Genomic DNA, 18,019 nt, shown 5'->3' with positions numbered 1-18,019 from the left:
GCCTTGAGCAGTGGTTAGCTTCGCAGTCCCGGTGCTTCCTGGCCTGTCCGCGCCACATATTCCGTATAGCCACCGCCATACTGGTGAATGCCGTCGGGCGTCAGTTCGAGCACACGATTGGACAGCGCCGCCAGGAAGTGCCGGTCATGCGAGACGAACAGCATGGTGCCTTCATATTGCGACAGCGCCGTGATCAGCATTTCCTTTGTGGCAATGTCCAGATGGTTGGTGGGCTCGTCCAGCACCAGAAAGTTCGGCGGATCATAGAGCATTTTGGCCATGACCAGCCGGGCCTTTTCACCGCCCGACAGAACCCGGCACTTCTTCTCCACATCATCGCCGGAAAATCCGAAACAGCCGGCCAATGACCGCAGCGAGCCTTGCCCCGCCTGCGGAAATGCGTCCTCCAGCGACTGGAACACCGTGCGCTCGCCATCGAGCAGATCCATTGCATGCTGGGCGAAATAGCCCATCTTGACGCTTCCACCCAAAACCACGGTGCCATCATCCGGTGGCGTGGAGCCAGTCACCAGTTTCAGCAGCGTGGATTTGCCTGCGCCGTTGATGCCCATCACGCACCAGCGCTCCTTGCGGCTCACCATGAAGTCGAGCCCCTCGTAAATGCGCCGGTTGCCATAACCCTTATGCACGTTTTTCAAGCTCACCACGTCATCGCCAGAACGTGGCGCTGGCGGGAATTCGAAGACAACCGACTGCCGGCGCTTGGGCGGCTCCACCCGTTCGATCTTGTCGAGCTTCTTCACCCGGCTTTGCACTTGCGCCGCGTGGGAGGCCCGCGCCTTGAAACGCTCGATGAATTTGATTTCCTTGGCGAGCATCGCCTGCTGACGTTCAAATTGGGCCTGCTGCTGCTTCTCATTCAGCGCACGCTGCTGTTCATAGAATTCGTAATTGCCCGAATAGGTCGTCAGCGCGCCGCCATCGATCTCCACCACCTTGCTGACGATGCGGTTCATGAATGCGCGATCATGCGAGGTCATCAGCACCGCGCCGTCATAATTCTTGAGAAAACCCTCGAGCCAGATCAGGCTTTCCAGGTCCAGATGGTTGCTCGGCTCGTCGAGCAACATAGCGTCCGGACGCATCAGAAGGATGCGGGCCAGGGCCACGCGCATCTTCCACCCGCCGGAAAGCGCGCCTACATCGCCATCCATCATCTCTTCGCTGAAGCTGAGGCCCGCCAGAACTTCCCGGGCCCGTCCCTCGAGCGCATAACCTCCAAGGTCCTCGAAGCGTGCCTGCACCTCGCCGTAACGCTCGATAATGGCCTCCATCTCATCCGCCTGATCCGGATCCGCCATACTGGCTTCCAGTTCCCGTAATTCGGCGGCGACTACGCTCACAGGACCGGTGCCGTCCATCACCTCCGAGACAGCGCTACGGCCGGACATCTCACCAACGTCCTGGCTGAAATAACCAATGGTGATCCCGCGATCGGCAACGATCTGACCCTCGTCCGGCAGCTCCTGCCCGGTGATCATCCGGAACAGCGTCGTTTTGCCGGCGCCATTGGGGCCAACCAGACCGACCTTCTCACCTTTCTGGAGCACGGCCGAGGCCTCGATGAAGACAATCTGCCTGCCGTTCTGTTTACCAATATTATCGAGACGAATCATGAGTGCGCCGCATCCGGGGAAGATTCTGTGCCAATACGCTATGGGCTGAGGAAGCGAAAGAGCGGACGGCCGCAGCCGCCATCGCAGAGCGATCCAGCAACAGCGCGGGTTTGGTGCACTCACTGAAGGGAAACATCGGGCAGGACGGCACGCAGCCTGTCTCATCGTCTTGAAGCGCGATGAAACCAGGCCTATCAAACGCATCCGCAAATCTGCGCGGGGATCAGCCCCCTTCACCGCTTCGTTTTCATCTGATCCGGGCGTTTCCGCTCATCCTCATGGGCCTCGCGCATGAGACCCACCATTTCCGCTCCCACCTTGCGGATTTCCTGACGCAGCAGCATGGCTTCCTGGCTCGGCGGCCGGCCGTCTCTGACGCGCGCTTCGGCGAGATCATCCTCGAAACTGCGTGGGGCTTTGTCGCCACCACCCTGCCCTCCAGCCCGCCCTCCATCTTGGGCCTCCATGCGGTGGAGCAGCGCGCGATGGCGTTCATGCAATTCGGCAAGCGCCTTCAGGCAATTGACGAGCGCCAGTGATTTATCTTCCTTCTCGCGGAGGAACTGATCCCTTTCCTCCTGCAGTTTCTGCAGGGCCGTCGCCTGTTCCTCGCAGAGAAACCGGATCGCTTCGAAACGCTGCAGGAGGCTCGCAGCTTCGGTTTCGGATCCTTGCAGCAAACCGCTCAGTCGATTGATCTCATTCAGACGCTCGCGCGCGAGGCTGCTCTGTTGGTCGAGTTCCGTGACGAGATGGCCGATGCGCCATTCGCGCCGGCCGATCTCCACCATATCGCCGATATGCGCCTCATTGGCAGCCTCGCATTTCTGTTCCAGCCGCCTCTGCTGGAGCGCCGCTTCGGCACGGAGGAAATCCTGATCGGCCTGAATCTCCTCAGGCGTCAGGGGCAATTGCCGTTCGAGCCGCGCCCGCGTCAAACGCAGAGCCCGGTGCCAGAAAACCGGAACAAAAGCCAGCGCCAGCATTCCCGCGATCAGGAAGCCAAGCCCGAAAAGCATTATCTGTTCGATCACGCAGCCTGCCACAGATTGGACGAATAACGGCGTGCCGCTCGGGGCCTGGAGCATTTCCGTTCATGTTGAATCGCTTCGCGATTGCCCCTGAATGAAAATACCCTTGTTTTTGAGCGGAGCGTTTCCGGATGAATCCAGAACGCACAAGGACGCGCCATCGGGATGTCATAGACCCGGATTCCGCAGGATTTCCAGGTTCCGATCTTTCAAATCGTTCTGTTTCGGAGATTTGAAAGAGGATACCGCCTTATTCCTTCGGAATGGTGGCATACCAAGTCCCCATGGCCACGGCCTTTAGATCAATGCAGTCCGGCCTGAGAGCCGCCCCTCCCCCGTTTTCGCGGGCGCCAAATCCTGATGCTTCATGCCGCGCGGATTTTGGCGTCAGAAGGGATTCCAGGTCGAGGTCGGGGTAAACTTCAGATAGGAAATATTCAAGCCAAGCCTTGCGCCGATACCCGCCCGGATCGGAACGATGTAAACATCATCCATCATCAGCGCGGTCATGCCGAAGCCGCCGATGGCATAGGCGGAACCTGCCACGCCGCCATAACGGTTATAAATCGCTTGAGCCGCCGGCAGATTATAAACCAGCATCATGGTGCGATCGCCATCGGCCCCGGCATCGAAGCCGAGCGACGGCCCCTGCCAATAGACCCGCAGATTACCGGCGTTGCGCGTATACATCACACCCTCGCCATAGCGCAGACCGCCGATGAAGGCTCCGCTGGCTTCCTGACCGAGAATATAGCCATTGGGGCGGCCCCATTGCCGCGTCGCGCTTTCAACGATTTTGGCGAGACCGCGCGAGAGAGAGCCGAAGAAACGGTGGCCGCTTTCAAGCACTTCCTCGGTCGAAATATCCTCGGGCCGTTCGGGCTCGGGAGCGGCTCTCGCTCCTGATATGCCTCCAAACCCCAGGCCGGTTCCCGCAAGACCTGCCATTCTAAGGCCCGCCATGCCGAGAAGTCCTTGCGTCACAGTCCTGCGCGAATGCATCAGCCCCTCCGTCAGCAGCGCCAATTTGCAGCAGTCTTAAATTTGCAACTGTGCGTAAATTTGGACCCTCTTCGAGGATCCTGACGAGCTTTGAAGCAAGGGGGTTAACGAAGTCTTAGAATGGCCTACTCGCGTGGCAAATCCGGGGGTGATTCGCGTACCACCACTACGCGGTGGCTTACCAGCGGATGCCCGTTCCCACCTGCTCAGGAGAGGGAAGCGATGGGCTTGTCGGGTATGATCGAATGATCGCCCCAGGCAATGAAAAACGTATTGCGGTAATTCGCCTTCGCCTTGCCATAGGCGAGCGGATGATTGTCGAGATCGAGCACCAAACCGCCGGCTGCCCGCAATATAGCATCGCCCGCCGCCGTATCCCATTCCATGGTGGGCCCGAAACGGGGATAGACATCGGCGCGTCCCTCGGCGACAGCGCAGAATTTGAGCGAAGACCCCGCCGAATAGCGTTCGACAACCGGTAAATGGCCGAGAAACTCTTCCGTCTCAGCATTGGAATGTGAGCGGCTGGCCAAAGCAGTGAGCCCCTCGACGGGCGCCGGGCGAACATGAATATGCGTGCGAGCCTCGCGCGCGGGGAGGGGTTGGCCTGGAGCGACGGTGCAGACCGATGCCTCGCCACCGCCCAGCCACAGCCGATCGATGGCCGGGGCATAGACGACGCCGACGACCGGCTCATCCGCCTCGATCAACGCGATATTGATGGTGAATTCATTGGTGCGGCTCAAAAACTCCTTGGTGCCATCGACCGGATCCACAAGGATGAAGGAAGAGCCGCAAAGCGGGCGCTCGCCGCGGGCGCAGGCCTCTTCGGCCACCACAGAAAATTGCGGCAGTTTATCGGCAAGGCGCGCGAGAATGATCGCTTCCGCCTTCTCATCGGCATCACATACGGGGCTCTGATCCGGCTTGCACCGGGCATGAGGGTCACTGCAATAGACCCGCATGACCTCGACAGCAGCCTCCAGCACGATGACGCCGAAAATCTCCGCTATCGCGTCGCGCTGCTGTGGAGATAACCGGCTTGTCGGGGCACGGCCATTTGGCGCGAGGGAGGAATTTGCGTTGATCACAGCATTCATCATGGACCCTGGCCTTGCATCCGTAACGTGACGGATTCCTTCCTGAATTCCAATTTAAATTAAAGTCTTTATCCACATATGGCCATGGGACGAAAAGACGAAGGCTACGGCTATCCCCGCAGGCCTGAACGCCTTGCTTTATCCCCTTTAAAAATAAGGAGATGACGGGCAATTTGCAGCCCCTGGCACGAGCGGCGATGAAGCACCTGAAATGGTGAATTTTGTCAAGATTGGGGCAAGGCTGCCGCGATAAAATGAAGTGATTAGGACTTTCAGCGTTCCAAAACTTTGGAATCACTTGCATCTCTGCGATTGATTTGCACCCGACAACCAATGAACGATCTTCAAAGAGCGACCATCGCTGCGATTTGCAATCAAATTATTAACCATTGTTAACCATACTCAGACAAAGTTTCCGGCCTTGCGGGGCGGAGAGCCGACCTTTTCAGCCGGTCTTTTGCGCCGGTCCGTGCCTTCATCCGCGCGGCCTGCGCCTCTCATTCAATATGGAAGACGAATGACCCAATTCTCCCTCGATGCCATGGATCTCGCCGCCCTGCTCTGTTCGCGGGTCTGCCATGACGTCATCAGCCCGGTCGGCGCCATCGTCAACGGACTCGAAGTTCTCGAGGAAGAAAAGGACGAAAGCCAGCGCGAACTCGCTCTTGAATTGATCAAGAAAAGCGCTGAGACAGCCTCTTCACGCCTGCAATTCTGCCGGCTTGCTTTCGGCGCCGCCGGATCGGCGGGAGCCATGATCGATACGGGGGATGCGGAACGCGTGGTCCGCGGTCTTTTCGCGGACGGCAAGGCGAGTCTCGACTGGCACGTCCCCCGTGTGTTGATGGCCAAGGACAAGGTAAAGCTCGTCCTGAATCTCAGCCTCATCGGCATGACCGCCCTGCCGCGCGGCGGCGTCGTTTCCGTCACCATAGAAGGGGGCGAGGCGGCGACCCATCTCCAGATCGAAGCGCAGGGCACCAATGCCCGTCTCGCCAATCACGTGCCTCCGCTGCTTGCGGGCACGCCGGAATCGGGATCGGTCGATGCTCACGGAATTCAGGCCTATTATACGGGTCTCGTCGCCAAAAGCGCCGGTATGACGCTCGCCCTCGATGCCGAGCCCAATCTCATCCGGATCACCGCCACCCCTATTCCCGCCACGAACGCTCTGGAATCCGTCGCCTGAGGACGGGAGCGCGGCACAGACGCGTCGCCTGGTCCACCAAAGGAAGGGCGACGCTTTCTATTCCGCAACCACGTCAAATGCTTTTGAATAGGGCAATAATTTTGACTCCAATGCCATAACGCTCCGGGCAGCAGGCTGCTTTGGTCCTCTGTGAAGAAGTCTCACCCCGTTGAATGTGCGATGGCATACCGTGTCTCGGCGAGAAATCCGGTTTCAAGGCCAAAGATGTGTGATTGAGTTTTGTTACGATAGCATCTTTGTCAAGCTTGGCGGACCTGGCACGCATACAGCCGGAAATGCGCTTGATCTTGGGATAATCCCGCAATCACTTCACGGCATCATCTCTTTTCAGACACAGGATTCGACGCCGAAATGACAGCGCACTTCCGCGAATGTCATTTCAAAGGTCCGGCATTGCACAAACCAGGGCAGTAGCTCCGCAAACCGCACGTTCAAGCGCATAAATCATTCCGACAGGAAAAACTGCTTGTCCTGAATCTTTTTCCATTGCAGCATCGTTGTTTCCGGCACCGGCTCATTTCCCGTCAGCCCGAAGCCCAAGGCGACGGGTCGGCACGGAAGAAATTCGAGACCATCGGCTAAACAGGAACCCACAATCAAGGACGACACCATCAATCGGTATCGTCACGATAATCACGAAGGGACAAGCCATCGGAGGAAGCGCCTTCAAGATCGGTAACGATCATGCCGCAAATCTGGCAGACGGCATGCCGTTTGTGAGGCTGCGAGATCCTGGTGTCAGCCGCAGGCAGGGCCAAGCGAGACGGAAGCCTTTCGTTGACCGGCGCGATCCTCGGGCAAAGGAATGAGATTCCCGGGCCGGACTTTCACGATCAGGTGAGAGACAAAGTCATGGCGCGGCTCTGGCTGGCGTGAAGCCACCACGGCCCTTAGGATTCAGGGCAATCCGCACCCCTTCGTCATGGGCATAGTTCGCTCATCAGCCTCCTCGGCAATTGCGATGACCCGCTGCCCCTCCGCCATCAGTGACAGACATGATTGTGACCGCGCCAAAACCTGCGAAAAAAATTCCGCCCTTTCTTCTCATCGTGGTGCTGGCGCTCCTTGCCGGCTTTCCACCGATGGCCACAGATATGTATCTGCCAGCCTTCCATGTGATGGCGGACCGTTTCGGCGTCGCCGATAGTGCCATCGAAATCACGCTTTCGGTGTTTTTTCTCGGCCTTGCCTTAGGTTAGGGTGTTTATGGACCATTGGCCGATCGCTATGGCCGGCGCCGACCCTTGCTCGCGGGCGTATCCATCTATGTCGTAGCGACGGCCGGCTGCCTCTTCGCGCCGGATCTTCACACCTTCACAGTTCTGCGTTTCTTTCAGGCTATCGGCGGCAGCGCCGGCATGATCATCGGGCGCGCCATCGTGAGGGATCTCTATGCGCCACGGGAAGCCGCGCGGACACTCTCGCTTCTCATCATGATCATGACCCTGGTGCCGATGCTGGCGCCGGTCCTCGGCGGCTTCGTCGTCTCCCATGCCAGCTGGCAGGTGATCTTCCTCATCATGCTCGGCTTCGGCCTCATCTGCGGCACTTTGTTCTTGCTGTTCGTCCCCAAAACCCTCGCCCCGGAAGACAGGCACAAATCCAATCTTTTCGCGATCCTGCGGATCTGGGTCGATCTGTTGCGCAACCCGGCCTTTGGCGTGCCGGTCGTTGCCGGAGGGCTGGCGCAGGCTTCGATGTTCGCCTTCATAACCGGCTCGCCCTTCGTCTTCATCACCCTCTTCCATGTCAGCGCGCAGACTTACGGCTGGATTTTCGGTTGCGTGGCCCTGGCGCTGATCCTTGCCGGCCAGAGCAATCGCATGGCGCTGCACCGTAAAAGCCCGCAAACCGTGCTCGGCTCGGCATTGATCGTCAATGTTATCGCCGGCCTCGCCGCCGTACTCATGGTCTCCTTCCATTCTCTGCCGGGCATTCTGATCGCGTTGTGGTTCGCCATCGGCACGCTCGGTTTCATCGGCGCCAACAGCGCCGCCATCGCCATGGCCGCAAGCGGCGCCCATGGCGGCAGCGGCTCGTCACTGATCGGCGTGTTCCAGTTCGGCCTTGCCTTTATTGCGAGTTCGCTTATCGCTGCCTGCCAGAACGAGTCCGCCTATCCGCTGGTTCTGGCCATCGCCGGTTGCGGCCTCGCTTCCGCCAGCCTGTGGTTTGCCAGCGCGCGTCTGTTTCGCAATGCGCAGCCCTGAGAGCCGGGATCTCGCCACGAGCGATTGTGCAGCGCTTCCACACAACTTTCTCTGAACGCTGTAAATCTCTAAATATCGCGGCCCTCGACCGCCAGAGTGAGCTTCTTGACGAGAGCTTCGACGGCAGGCTGATGCGGATAAACGGTCAAGCTTTTGCGAAAGATGGTCAATGCCTGCGCTTCAAAGCCGGTCTGTTCGAGAATAAGGCCCATTGTCGTCATCGCGCCGAAATGCCTCGGCTCAAGGCGCAGGGTTTCATCGATGTCGATCATCGCACCCTGAAAATTGCCTGTCAGAAAACGTAATTGGGCCCGCTGATTATGCGCCTCAGCCCAATTCGGCTGCAACAACACCAGCCTGTCGAGAATATCCTCGGCGGAGGAAAAATCCTTCGCCAAGCTCGCAGCGCCCGCGCGCCGTATCAGCAGATTAGCCGTCGGGGAGGGTGAGCGGAGCCAGATTTCCTGAATGAGGCCTGCAAGCCCCTTGGCTTCATCCGCATCTTGCGCCGCCTGCAGCCGATCTTGCAGATTTTTCAGAGCCTGCTCACGCTGAACATTGGGATCTGGCGGCGGTGCCAGAGCCTTTTTCAATCGTTCAGCAGGATCCGGCCGGGGTTTGGCTTCCTCATGCCGGGGCGCTATATGCGGCTCCGGCGTGTGGGAATGGCGCTGGTAGCGATTCGGGGGATAGGTTTCAGGAGCCTGTCCGAATGGCCAGCCCTGCATCGGATCGCGCGGATAGGACCAATCATCCTGCGCACGCCAATCCGGACCGAAAGGCGATGGATTGCGCGGCGTATAGGAATCGCAAAACGCCACGGAACAGGAAAGAAAAGCCGCAAAAGTAAAAGCGGCCATCCAACGGGACGCAGACAAGGATCCGAATGTCATCACACGAGGGACGCCATTCGCCGCATGCGAGCCCATAAAAGGAGAAAACCTCTGCATGGCCTCAAGGTAGACCAGTCGCGCATCAAGGTCAAAATGCGGCGAATCACACCAGGTGAATTCGGAAACAAAGGGGCTCGTTCCGCCTTCCGTTTGCGATTTTCCGGCTTCAGGTAGCCGGGCTCGCAGGCCGAGCTGGCTTATGCCATGGAATCAGCACCAAACGGCAAGCTACCTCCACTATGGGAGGTTAGCCTTGGCGGGCCTTATAGCGCTTCTGGGTCTTGTTGATGATATAGACGCGCCCCTTGCGGCGCACGAGGCGATTGTCGCGATGGCGCGTGCGCAGCGACTTGAGGGAATTACGGACTTTCATCGTTTCGATCCAGGGTCTTCGTTTGCAATGGAGGACCCTGTGGAAGCACTGCGCTTCCCGCATGATCCTCATGAATTCATGGTTGGGTGGAGAAGTCCCCGCAGCCTCTCGAGACGATCGCTTTCGCCTCGTGACCCAGGCATCCCTGAGGCTCGGACGGTCAAATAAGACGGTCCGATACACTCTTTATCCAAGTGAAGCCGCTCGGAAAGATCCGGACAGGCCCCGCCCAACGCCGCCGCCACAACCAGGTACGGCGAAGCCGCACCACGGGCAGCGAGCCTCGTGAGCGGTTCATATGCCGCAAGCCGCGCATTTGCGCAAGCCCACATATGCGCGCTCTGCTACGGCTCGCGTTTGGCCGGTACAGACGCTGCAGGCTGCGCGATACCCTGCGGGAGAGAGCAGCCAAGGCATATAAACTGCTTGTCCTTACGCCAACAAGGAGAAGCCCCGGGACTTGAGAAAAAGGGTCTGGCGCTTCCTTCCATTCCAGAATACCCGTTGCCGATCGCAGCCTGTGTCGCTCTCGACCTCGCGAAACTCGTCACTGTAACAAGAGGATAGGTTCGATGACCAACGAACAAGTGGAAATCGTCAAGCGAACGATCATCCGCCTGCTGCCGCCCCGGCCGGAAGGCAATAGCGAGATCATCATTCAGCGCTATGAAAAGCAGAAGCGGGACGCCAATCAGGCATTCGGCGATGTCTTCTATCCGAAACTGTTCGAACTCGCGCCCGATACGCAGGAACTCTTCAAGGATCTCGAAGGCACCAAGCAGAAATTCCCCGATATGCTCACCCTGCTCGTGCGGTCAATGAACCGTCTGCACGACACGCTGAACACGATGCAGGAGCTTGGCGTCGTCCACATGAAGGCGGGTGTCAAGCTCGAGCATTATCAGCCATTCGTGAAAGCATTGCTGTGGACATTCCATAAGCAATTGGGGGACGAAATCTTCAACGGCCAGGTGGCGGAAGCTTTCGTCGCAGTTCTCTCGCGCATCTGCGGCATCATGTGCAATGCCGCCTATCCGGAAGTCCGCGGCCTGCCGGCGGACGCGCCTATGCCGAAATCCGGCGACGCCTCGACCCCGCCGACCACCTGAAGCAACGGCGGCGCGAGGCTTTCTGGTCAAAGGCCTTCCGCGGGCCTTCCGCGAACGGACTGGCAAAACTGGCTGAGGAACCGTCGGATCCCGGCCTATTCCGCTGCGGCGAGAGTGGTGTTCGGGGCAGCGGAGGCCATGGCGAGCGCGGCAGAGACAGCGACATCGGCGCCGCCCTCGACCTTTTCCATGGCCGCGAAGCGTTGCCGCAGACGCATTTCTTCCGCCTGAGCGAGACGGCGGCTGCGCTCACGGACCGGGCCGAAGCCGCGAATCGTCTCGGGCAGGCCGGCAAGTTCCACGGCGACAGTATGATTGGCTGGCGTAAGGCGCGGCAAAATTTCCTTGATCAGCGTTTCATAGGCGTGGCGATCCGCGCGGTCCGCACAATGCCTTCCGAGAAGCGCGAAAGGATCAGCGGGGGTGCCACGCAGCACTTTCAGCCGTGCGAGCAGCCGCAAAATAGGCAGCATGGGCGAGCCAAAGCTCCATTTTTTCGGCCGCTGGCTCCTCTCCGCACCGCCCTTGCGCCAAGGGGTGTACCATGGGCTGAAATAGAAAGTCAGCCGCGGCTCGCCTTCATAGGATTGCCCGAGCTGGCGCTGAAACGAACCATCCGTGTAAAGACGCGCGACTTCATATTCATCCTTGACGGCAAGGAGCTTGAAATAGGCCTGGGCCACTGTGCGCGTGAGCAGCGTCTCACCGGGCACCGCCGCCTCGGCGGCGGCAACCCGCATGACGAAGGCGCGATATTTGTCCGCATAGGCCCTATTCTGATAGGCGGTCAGATAGTCGGCACGCCGCGCGACGATAGGCGCAAGTTCCGTCTCCGGCGCATCCCTCCAGGCGGGTAATTCACTGGAAGCCAAAAAGGCCGCGAGCCGTTCCGGAAAAGCGGCGGCGCGGCGGCCCCAAAGAAACGCCTCACGATTCATCGCGACCGCGTGACCATTCAACGCAATCGCTGCTAGCAGCGATTCTTCAGCAAGTGGCACGAGACCCTGTTGCCAGGCGTGGCCCAGAAGGAACAGATTGGCCGCGAGCGCCTGGCCAAACAGCAGATTGGCCAGTTTCGTCGCCTCGACGAAACGGGCGCCGCCCGCTGCCTCATCGAGCGCCAGCCGGCATTCCGGGGCCGGCAGACGATAATCGGCATCGCGGGCGAAATCGCCGGGAAAGACTTCCGCATCATTGACGAGAACGCCAGTCCGCCCTTTCGCAATGGCGATCAGCACCTTGCGCGTCGCCGAGGCGAGCAGGTCACAGCCGAGAACCAGATCGGCCTCACCCTGGCCGATGCGGATGGAATGGATCGCCTCCGCAGCGCGCGCGATGCGCACATGGCTGAATACCGCGCCGCCCTTTTGCGCCAGGCCCGCCATATCATTGATGCCGCAGGCCTTGCCTTCGAGATGAGCGGCGAGGCCCAAAAGCGAGCCGATGGTCACGACGCCGGTGCCGCCGATGCCAGCGACGAGAATGCTATAGGGCTGCGCGCCGATCTCCGGCAAATCGGGAGGCGGCAGATCAGGAAAATGCGCTCCGTCCCGTGAGGCGAGGCGGCGCGGCCGCACGCCCTCGACCGTGACGAGCGCCGGGCAGGAAGCTTCGAGGCAGGAAAAATCCTGGGAGCAGGCCGATTGGTCGATCTGGCGCTTGCGACCGAAGGCGGTCTCCTTGGGCTGGATGGCGACGCAATTCGATACGAGCCCGCAATCCCCGCAGCCCTCACAAAGCAATTCATTGATGACGACCCGGCGCTCTCCGGCTTTTGCAGGCCCCTTTTCGGCGGCAGCCGCCTGTGCGCGCTTGTGGCGGCGGCGCTTCTCGGTCGCACAGGTCTGATCATAGATGAGCACGCTCACCCCGGCGATATCCGCGAGACGGCGCTGCACCGCCTCGAGGTTACGCCGTGGTTCGATGGTGATCCCCTGCGGCCAGTCAATGCCCGGCGGATATTTATCCGGCTCATCGGCAACGATCGTGATGCGCGCGACGCCTTCGGCGGCAAGCTGCCGGGCAATCCGGTCGACCGTCGGCGCGCCTTCCGGCACCTGGCCTCCAGTCATGGCCACGGCATCATTGAACAGAAGTTTGTAGGTGATGTTGACGCCAGACGCGACGGCGAAACGCACGGCGAGAAGGCCGGAATGGGTATAGGTGCCGTCGCCAAGATTCTGGATGACATGGCCACGCTGAGAAAAGGGCGCTTCGCCGATCCAGCTCGCGCCCTCGGCGCCCATATGGGTGAAACCACCCGCCGCGCGCTCGGTGCCGAGCACCATGAAATGGCAGCCGATGCCGGCATGCGCCCGCATGCCCTCTGGAACCTGTGTCGAAAGATTATGCGGGCAGCCGGCACAAAAGCCGGGCACACGCCGCCCGATATCGGCGATGGCGGCCAATTGCCCATGCGCCTGCCGCAAATCATCGAGACACCGGGCGACACGCTCATGCTGCGCACCAACAGCGCCATGGTCTAGAAGGAAACCACCGATCGCCAAAGCGATGTCCGCCGGTTCAAAAGCGCCGCTCGCGGGAAACAGCGGATTGCCGTGAGCATCCTCCTTGCCGAGCACGGCGGGACGCTCAGTGCAGGCGTAGAGATGATCGCGCAGCTGCGTCTCGATCAGGGCGCGCTTTTCCTCGACGACGATGATGCAGTCGAGCCCGGCCGCGAAAGCACGCAGGCCTTCGCGTTCGAGCGGCCAGACACAGCCGGGCTTGTAGAGTCGGAGCCCGAGCGCTTCAGCCTCTTGCGCCTCCTCGATGCCGAGGAGAGCCAGGGCCTGACGCAGATCGCGATAGCTTTTGCCGGCAGCGACAAGCCCGATGCGCGGCGCCATGCCACCGTCAAAAACAATCCTGTCGAGGTGATTGGCCCGGATGAAGGCGGCGACGGCCCGCTGCTTGTCCGTTTGCAGCCTCGCATCCTGCGCGATGAAACCATCTCCGGCCCGTATGTTCAGGGAGGCCAGCGGCGCCTGATCATCGCATGGCAGAAGCGGCAACGCGCGCAAAGGTCCGGCCTCGATCGTCGCGGTCGCCTGAACGACTTCCTTGACGCATTTCAGCGCCACCCAGCAGCCGGAGAAACGGCTCATCGCGAGGCCAAGAAGACCGAAATCGAGAAGATCCTGCACGTCTGCAGGTGCCAGAACCGGGATCATCGCATCGATAAAGGAATATTCGGATTGATGCGCCGTGGAGGAGGATTCAGCGGTATGATCATCGCCGGCAATCGCCAGAACCCCGCCATGCCGCGCCGTTCCGGCGAGATTGGCATGACGCAAGGCGTCGCCACTGCGATCGACTCCCGGTCCTTTCGCATACCAGAGCGAAAAGACGCCGTCATGGCTCGCCTCGCCGGTGAGGCCGATCTGCTGCGTTCCCCAAACCGCCGTCGCCGCCAAATCCTCGTTGAGCCCGGGCTGGAACAGGATTTTTTCGTGATCCAGGGCCGTTTTGGCGCGTAAAAACTCCAGATCGACGCCGCCGAGCGGCGAGCCGCGATAGCCGGAGACGAAACCCGCCGTGTCGAGCCCCGCCTGACGGTCGCGTTGCTTCTGCATCAGGAGCAGCCGCACGAAAACCTGCGCACCGGTGAGAAAGAGCCGTTCCTCCGCCAGATTGAGATAGGCGCGCAGGCTCCCCCCGGGGATAGTGAGGGTCGTCGTTGGGGTTGCGGTCCGATCCGTCACGGTGCTGCCCGACAGGCCATTGGCTTGAACGGGGATTTCCTGCGTGGCATTTTCCTGCGCGGCGCCTTCCGGGACGATGCTGAGCGGATCGGTGTTTTTCGGTTGGTCGGATGGGGGCGATGCTTCACCTGGGTCCACATCCGGGCGCCACTCGTCCCGGAGGGTTGCGTCTCGGCGGTTATTCTGGCTGACCGCGACCTTCACCATGAAATCTCCATGGGAAATCTCCAGGGAAGATTTCCAAGCGAAATCTTCGAGGGGAATCTCCAAGGTCTCCACTTTGCCGGACCGTTCCCCGTCTGACGATCCGGCAAAGTGGAGACGGTTAAAGGAGCGGCGATCGGGCCATTGACTGTCCCAGAACGCACCGCGACACCGGCTGCTGTTTCTCCAGCATAGGCTGGCATGGACCTCATTCCAAGCCGAGCGTCCCCTATCCTGCGCGCAGCCTGCTGAAATCAGCAAATTTTCTCTCTCAATTCTCTGCAAGCTTCTGCAAGCTTCTGCGAGTTTCACAGCACGGGCGAAACGGCCTGTTCCTATCTGGCGCTTCGCCTGGCGAGGATGATGCCGAATGAAAAATGAATCATGAAGGCTTTCATATTTTCTCGCGACGGCGCCGGAGCAGAAAGGCGGCACCATATTTCAAATTGCGATAATTACGGGCCCATTATCGTTTGGCCGCGATGAGTGCGGCGTGCGACACTTGGCATTGATTGCGCAGTCGATCTCAACAAGGTCCTCGTCTTTTCCGCATGGATCACATACACAGGAGCCGGCCGATGACGGCTTCCGGCCCCCTTACCGGCTGGTGGAACGCTTGAGCATCTGCAGCAAGTAACTTGCTCTTCCGCCTTCCGTTTGCAGGCCGCACCAGTGCTCCAAGGCAGGGTGATCCTATTTCAAACAGCAGCAAGATCGCCAAAAGGTTTTGGCGATCTTGCTGCCAGGTGTGAATGCAGCCTATCTCACATCCTTGGCCTGTGCCCCGGCTCGAAAGCTCCGTGCCGCATGGATAAAGCCATAGCAATCAAGAGTCTGATCGTGAGATCAGCGGGCCACTGCGATACAATCAACGACGAGCACGTTCCGCGGCTGCATCCACCCCTCTCGCGCGACGGTCGGCATTGTCCTTGTTAGCAGCGCGTTCCGCGGCGGCAGCGCCATAGGAATTATGATCATGCTTATCCGCGCGCGCCCGGGCTTCTTCCTCCGCCGCACGATGAGCATCGGCACGCTGTTCCGCGGCGTCGTGATAGGCCGCCCGGCCTTTCTCCGAAGATGACTGAGCATGAGCAGCTGTCACCAGCGCGGTAGCCGTAGTGATCGTGATCAGAAGATACTTGATAGGCATCATATGTGCTCCATTGACAAAGTTGCTGCAAACATTTGCTTTGGCATGTGTCGCTAAAGGGCAGGCCGATCCTATTTGGAGTTTTGTGTCCCTTTAATGAACGCGATAGTCCAAAACCCAACCACTCTTGCGGAGCGTATCCGCATTTCGACACGATGCCGCTCACGCAAATGACTTGTCGAAAAATCGCACGGATCGAAGGCCCAGCCCCGCGGGGTCAATAAGCGATCAGGTCGGCGCATAGCGCATTGGCATCGCGGCGATGCGCATAGTCTTGGCAAATTTTTCTGGCAGACTTTCACTTGTGAGATTTCAAAAGGCGAATTGAATGGCGATCCTGTGCCTCTCCTGCTTGTCACGCCGGCCGATTTTTACGGCGGCTTTTCTCCTCGCATGGCTTTGCACTGCCCCCATCGCGCAAGCGCATCCGCATGTCTTCGTGACAGCGCGCGCCCAGGTTCTGTTCGATCCGCAGGGCAAGATCAGCGCGATCCGGCAGGCCTGGGTCTTCGATCCGATGTATTCCGCTTTCGTGACCCAGGGGCTCGGCAAGAACGGCGGCCTCGCGACTCGCGAGGAGCTTGCGCCTCTGGCCAAGAGCAATGTCGAATCGCTTCAGGAATTCGATTATTTCACCCATGCCAAGGAAGCTGGCACGCCTGTCGTCTTTGGAGACCCTAAGGATTATTCGCTGGAAGAGCAGACGGATAAATCGGTCGTGCTGCGCTTCACCTTGCCGTTGCGGACACCAGCCAGCGCCAACCGCAGCTTCTCCCTGCAGATTTACGATCCAACCTATTTCGTTGCTTTTTCCATGGCTGAGCAACAGCCGGTGGTGCTCGATCAAGCCCCGCAGGGCTGCTCGACCAACCAGTTCAACGCCCAACCGCTCGCCGCCGATGAGAGCAAAAAACTGGATGAAGCCTTTTTCAGCGGCCTCTCGCCGGGCAGCGATTTCGGCCTCAAACTCGCGAGCCGGATCATCATCGCCTGCCCGTGACGTTCAGGCGCACCCAATGCGCCGCGTCAAACATCCGTGACCAACCGAAATCCCGCCGAAAAGCGCGGATAGTCTTCCGATCAAGGCCGCCGCATCGCCCTCATCGTTAAAGCTGCCTGCACCCAACACCATCCCTCACGATACTACGCGCGCCATGGTTCGATCGCTCCATTCTTCACCAAAAAAATTGTCGATACGCCTTTCCGCCTCGTTCATCGCCATCACCGTGATGCTGGCGGCGATTCTGATCTTGGGAGCTGGCGCCTCCTTCGCGCAGGGCCTGCATCATCCCTTCGCCGTCGGCGCCAGCGAGGGTGCCGCCTCGTCACAAGGCTTTTTCGGCTTTCTCCTCGGCATGGAAAGCCGCTTCTATCAGCAACTGACCGGCGCCTTGCGGGCGAGCCGTTCCGATGGCGGCGCCATCGCCACTCTCATCGCGCTCAGTTTCACCTATGGCGTCTTCCACGCAGCCGGCCCCGGGCACGGCAAGGCGGTCCTTTCCGCCTATCTCCTCGCCAATGAAAAGAAGCTGCGGCGCGGCCTCCTTCTCTCCACCTGCGCCGCCCTCCTCCAGGCCCTCGTCGCGATCCTCCTGGTCACCATCGCCGCCCTGCTCCTGCGTGCGACCGCGCCGCAGATGACGCAAACCGCCCATCTGCTCGAAATGGCAAGCTATGCCGGCATGGTTCTGCTTGGTGCCTTCCTCCTCTATCGCAAGGGCCGCCGGCTTTTCGCCCTTGCCGCATTGGAGCTCACCCGGCGCAAAACTCTCTCTGGCCTCGTCTTTTCGCCCGCTGCGCCGCAGCCCGTTGCCGAATTAGCCCAACGGAAACAAATGCGGCGTCCGGCCTTCAAAGCGGAATTCGTAAGCGCGGAAGGGTCTGCAGCCCGCACCGCCAATGCCGCGAACAATAATGCGGCACAACACATTTGCGATGAAGGCTGCGGCCATGCCCTCGTCCTCACAGACGACCGCGCCAGTCAGGGTATCAAAGGTGCCGCGCTCGCCGTTCTGGCGGCTGGCACCCGCCCCTGCTCAGGCGCCATTCTGGTTTTGATCTTCGCCCTGGCACAAGGCATTTTCCTCACCGGCGTCGCAGCGACGCTCGCCATGGCGGCGGGGACCGCCCTCACCACCAGCGCGATCGCCTTCATCACCGTCTATGCGAAAGGCACCGCGATGAAACTCTTCGCCGGCAGGGACAAGGGCGAAGGCGGGAGGGAAGATGGCTACGCGCTTTTGGTGCTATTCTTGCTTGAAACCTACGCCGCTCTTGCCATTCTTCTTTTCGGCTGCTTGATGCTTGCAGGTAGTTACTTCGGTAACCCCATGAAGATCTAGTCAGAAGGGCAGGAAAGCTAGAAATATACTTATTTCTCCGATGCAATATTAACT

At 59.8% G+C, this 18,019-nt stretch carries 15 protein-coding genes; 6 read left to right on the top strand and 9 right to left on the bottom strand.

Going from position 1 to position 18,019, the window contains the following annotated elements; all coding sequences use genetic code 11:
• Positions 1–14: 14 nt before the first annotated feature.
• The 4 genes from DL88_RS07480 to cysQ form a co-directional block, all read right to left on the bottom strand.
• Complete coding sequence (locus tag DL88_RS07480) at positions 15–1,637, bottom strand: ABC-F family ATP-binding cassette domain-containing protein (RefSeq protein WP_034994132.1); 1,623 nt, start codon at positions 1,635–1,637, stop codon at positions 15–17.
• 233 nt (positions 1,638–1,870) lie between these two features.
• A complete protein-coding gene (locus DL88_RS19295; protein WP_156970987.1) occupies positions 1,871–2,671 on the bottom strand; it encodes a hypothetical protein in 801 nt (266 codons plus the stop codon).
• Positions 2,672–3,055: 384 nt separating this feature from the next.
• On the bottom strand, positions 3,056–3,670 hold the full coding sequence (locus DL88_RS07470; protein ID WP_034994347.1) for a DUF1134 domain-containing protein: 615 nt from the start codon (positions 3,668–3,670) through the stop codon (positions 3,056–3,058).
• 206 nt (positions 3,671–3,876) lie between these two features.
• Complete coding sequence (gene cysQ, locus DL88_RS07465; RefSeq protein WP_245270681.1) at positions 3,877–4,773, bottom strand: 3'(2'),5'-bisphosphate nucleotidase CysQ; 897 nt, start codon at positions 4,771–4,773, stop codon at positions 3,877–3,879.
• A 514-nt stretch (positions 4,774–5,287) separates the two neighbouring features.
• Between cysQ and chpT the strand changes: the two genes are divergently transcribed.
• Complete coding sequence (gene chpT, locus DL88_RS07460) at positions 5,288–5,959, top strand: histidine phosphotransferase ChpT (RefSeq protein WP_034994128.1); 672 nt, start codon at positions 5,288–5,290, stop codon at positions 5,957–5,959.
• Between the two features lie 465 nt (positions 5,960–6,424).
• Here chpT and DL88_RS20230 read toward each other — a convergent pair whose 3' ends face one another.
• The gene (locus DL88_RS20230; protein ID WP_156970986.1) at positions 6,425–6,595 is read right to left on the bottom strand and encodes a hypothetical protein; all 171 of its coding nucleotides are present in this window, start codon (positions 6,593–6,595) and stop codon (positions 6,425–6,427) included.
• A gap of 380 nt (positions 6,596–6,975) precedes the next feature.
• Between DL88_RS20230 and DL88_RS19290 the strand changes: the two genes are divergently transcribed.
• Positions 6,976–7,179, top strand: a complete 204-nt coding sequence (locus tag DL88_RS19290) for a hypothetical protein (RefSeq protein ID WP_051955705.1) — start codon at positions 6,976–6,978, stop codon at positions 7,177–7,179.
• 15 nt (positions 7,180–7,194) lie between these two features.
• The gene (locus DL88_RS07455; RefSeq protein ID WP_051955704.1) at positions 7,195–8,190 is read left to right on the top strand and encodes a Bcr/CflA family efflux MFS transporter; all 996 of its coding nucleotides are present in this window, start codon (positions 7,195–7,197) and stop codon (positions 8,188–8,190) included.
• A 68-nt stretch (positions 8,191–8,258) separates the two neighbouring features.
• On the opposite strand, the gene DL88_RS07450 is transcribed toward DL88_RS07455, so the two are convergent.
• Both DL88_RS07450 and ykgO read right to left on the bottom strand, forming a co-directional pair.
• Positions 8,259–9,068, bottom strand: coding sequence for a tetratricopeptide repeat protein (locus tag DL88_RS07450; protein WP_156970985.1), 810 nt, complete (start codon positions 9,066–9,068; stop codon positions 8,259–8,261).
• A gap of 262 nt (positions 9,069–9,330) precedes the next feature.
• Complete coding sequence (gene ykgO / locus DL88_RS07445; RefSeq protein WP_012383102.1) at positions 9,331–9,456, bottom strand: type B 50S ribosomal protein L36; 126 nt, start codon at positions 9,454–9,456, stop codon at positions 9,331–9,333.
• A gap of 572 nt (positions 9,457–10,028) precedes the next feature.
• Between ykgO and DL88_RS07440 the strand changes: the two genes are divergently transcribed.
• On the top strand, positions 10,029–10,565 hold the full coding sequence (locus DL88_RS07440; RefSeq protein ID WP_034994125.1) for a globin domain-containing protein: 537 nt from the start codon (positions 10,029–10,031) through the stop codon (positions 10,563–10,565).
• 95 nt (positions 10,566–10,660) lie between these two features.
• Here DL88_RS07440 and DL88_RS07435 read toward each other — a convergent pair whose 3' ends face one another.
• Entirely contained in the window at positions 10,661–14,476 is a 3,816-nt protein-coding gene (locus tag DL88_RS07435) for an indolepyruvate ferredoxin oxidoreductase family protein (protein WP_084705048.1), read from the bottom strand.
• A gap of 865 nt (positions 14,477–15,341) precedes the next feature.
• Positions 15,342–15,626, bottom strand: a complete 285-nt coding sequence (locus DL88_RS07430) for a hypothetical protein (RefSeq protein WP_034994122.1) — start codon at positions 15,624–15,626, stop codon at positions 15,342–15,344.
• 325 nt (positions 15,627–15,951) lie between these two features.
• Between DL88_RS07430 and DL88_RS07425 the strand changes: the two genes are divergently transcribed.
• Together DL88_RS07425 and DL88_RS07420 are read left to right on the top strand one after the other, a co-directional pair.
• Positions 15,952–16,623: a DUF1007 family protein gene (locus tag DL88_RS07425; RefSeq protein WP_084705041.1), complete on the top strand. Its 672-nt coding sequence runs from the start codon at positions 15,952–15,954 to the stop codon at positions 16,621–16,623.
• A gap of 154 nt (positions 16,624–16,777) precedes the next feature.
• Positions 16,778–17,965 (top strand): nickel/cobalt transporter, encoded by a 1,188-nt coding sequence (locus tag DL88_RS07420; protein WP_051955702.1) that lies wholly within the window; start codon positions 16,778–16,780, stop codon positions 17,963–17,965.
• Positions 17,966–18,019 lie beyond the last annotated feature (54 nt).

The sequence above is a fragment of the Beijerinckia mobilis genome, assembly GCF_000745425.1.
In the GTDB taxonomy this organism is placed as follows: domain Bacteria; phylum Pseudomonadota; class Alphaproteobacteria; order Rhizobiales; family Beijerinckiaceae; genus Beijerinckia; species Beijerinckia mobilis.
This window is presented reverse-complemented; position numbering and strand designations above follow the sequence as displayed.

Excerpts from the sequence above, each read along its gene's own strand:
- DL88_RS07480 (WP_034994132.1), bottom strand. The coding sequence starts at position 1,637 with ATGATTCGTCTCGATAATATTGGTAAACAGAACGGCAGGCAGATTGTC.
- DL88_RS07470 (WP_034994347.1), bottom strand. The coding sequence starts at position 3,670 with ATGCATTCGCGCAGGACTGTGACGCAAGGACTTCTCGGCATGGCGGGC.
- cysQ (WP_245270681.1), bottom strand. The coding sequence starts at position 4,773 with ATGATGAATGCTGTGATCAACGCAAATTCCTCCCTCGCGCCAAATGGC.
- chpT (WP_034994128.1), top strand. The coding sequence starts at position 5,288 with ATGACCCAATTCTCCCTCGATGCCATGGATCTCGCCGCCCTGCTCTGT.
- DL88_RS19290 (WP_051955705.1), top strand. The coding sequence starts at position 6,976 with ATGATTGTGACCGCGCCAAAACCTGCGAAAAAAATTCCGCCCTTTCTT.
- ykgO (WP_012383102.1), bottom strand. The coding sequence starts at position 9,456 with ATGAAAGTCCGTAATTCCCTCAAGTCGCTGCGCACGCGCCATCGCGAC.
- DL88_RS07440 (WP_034994125.1), top strand. The coding sequence starts at position 10,029 with ATGACCAACGAACAAGTGGAAATCGTCAAGCGAACGATCATCCGCCTG.
- DL88_RS07435 (WP_084705048.1), bottom strand. The coding sequence starts at position 14,476 with ATGGTGAAGGTCGCGGTCAGCCAGAATAACCGCCGAGACGCAACCCTC.
- DL88_RS07430 (WP_034994122.1), bottom strand. The coding sequence starts at position 15,626 with ATGATGCCTATCAAGTATCTTCTGATCACGATCACTACGGCTACCGCG.
- DL88_RS07425 (WP_084705041.1), top strand. The coding sequence starts at position 15,952 with ATGGCGATCCTGTGCCTCTCCTGCTTGTCACGCCGGCCGATTTTTACG.
- DL88_RS07420 (WP_051955702.1), top strand. The coding sequence starts at position 16,778 with ATGGTTCGATCGCTCCATTCTTCACCAAAAAAATTGTCGATACGCCTT.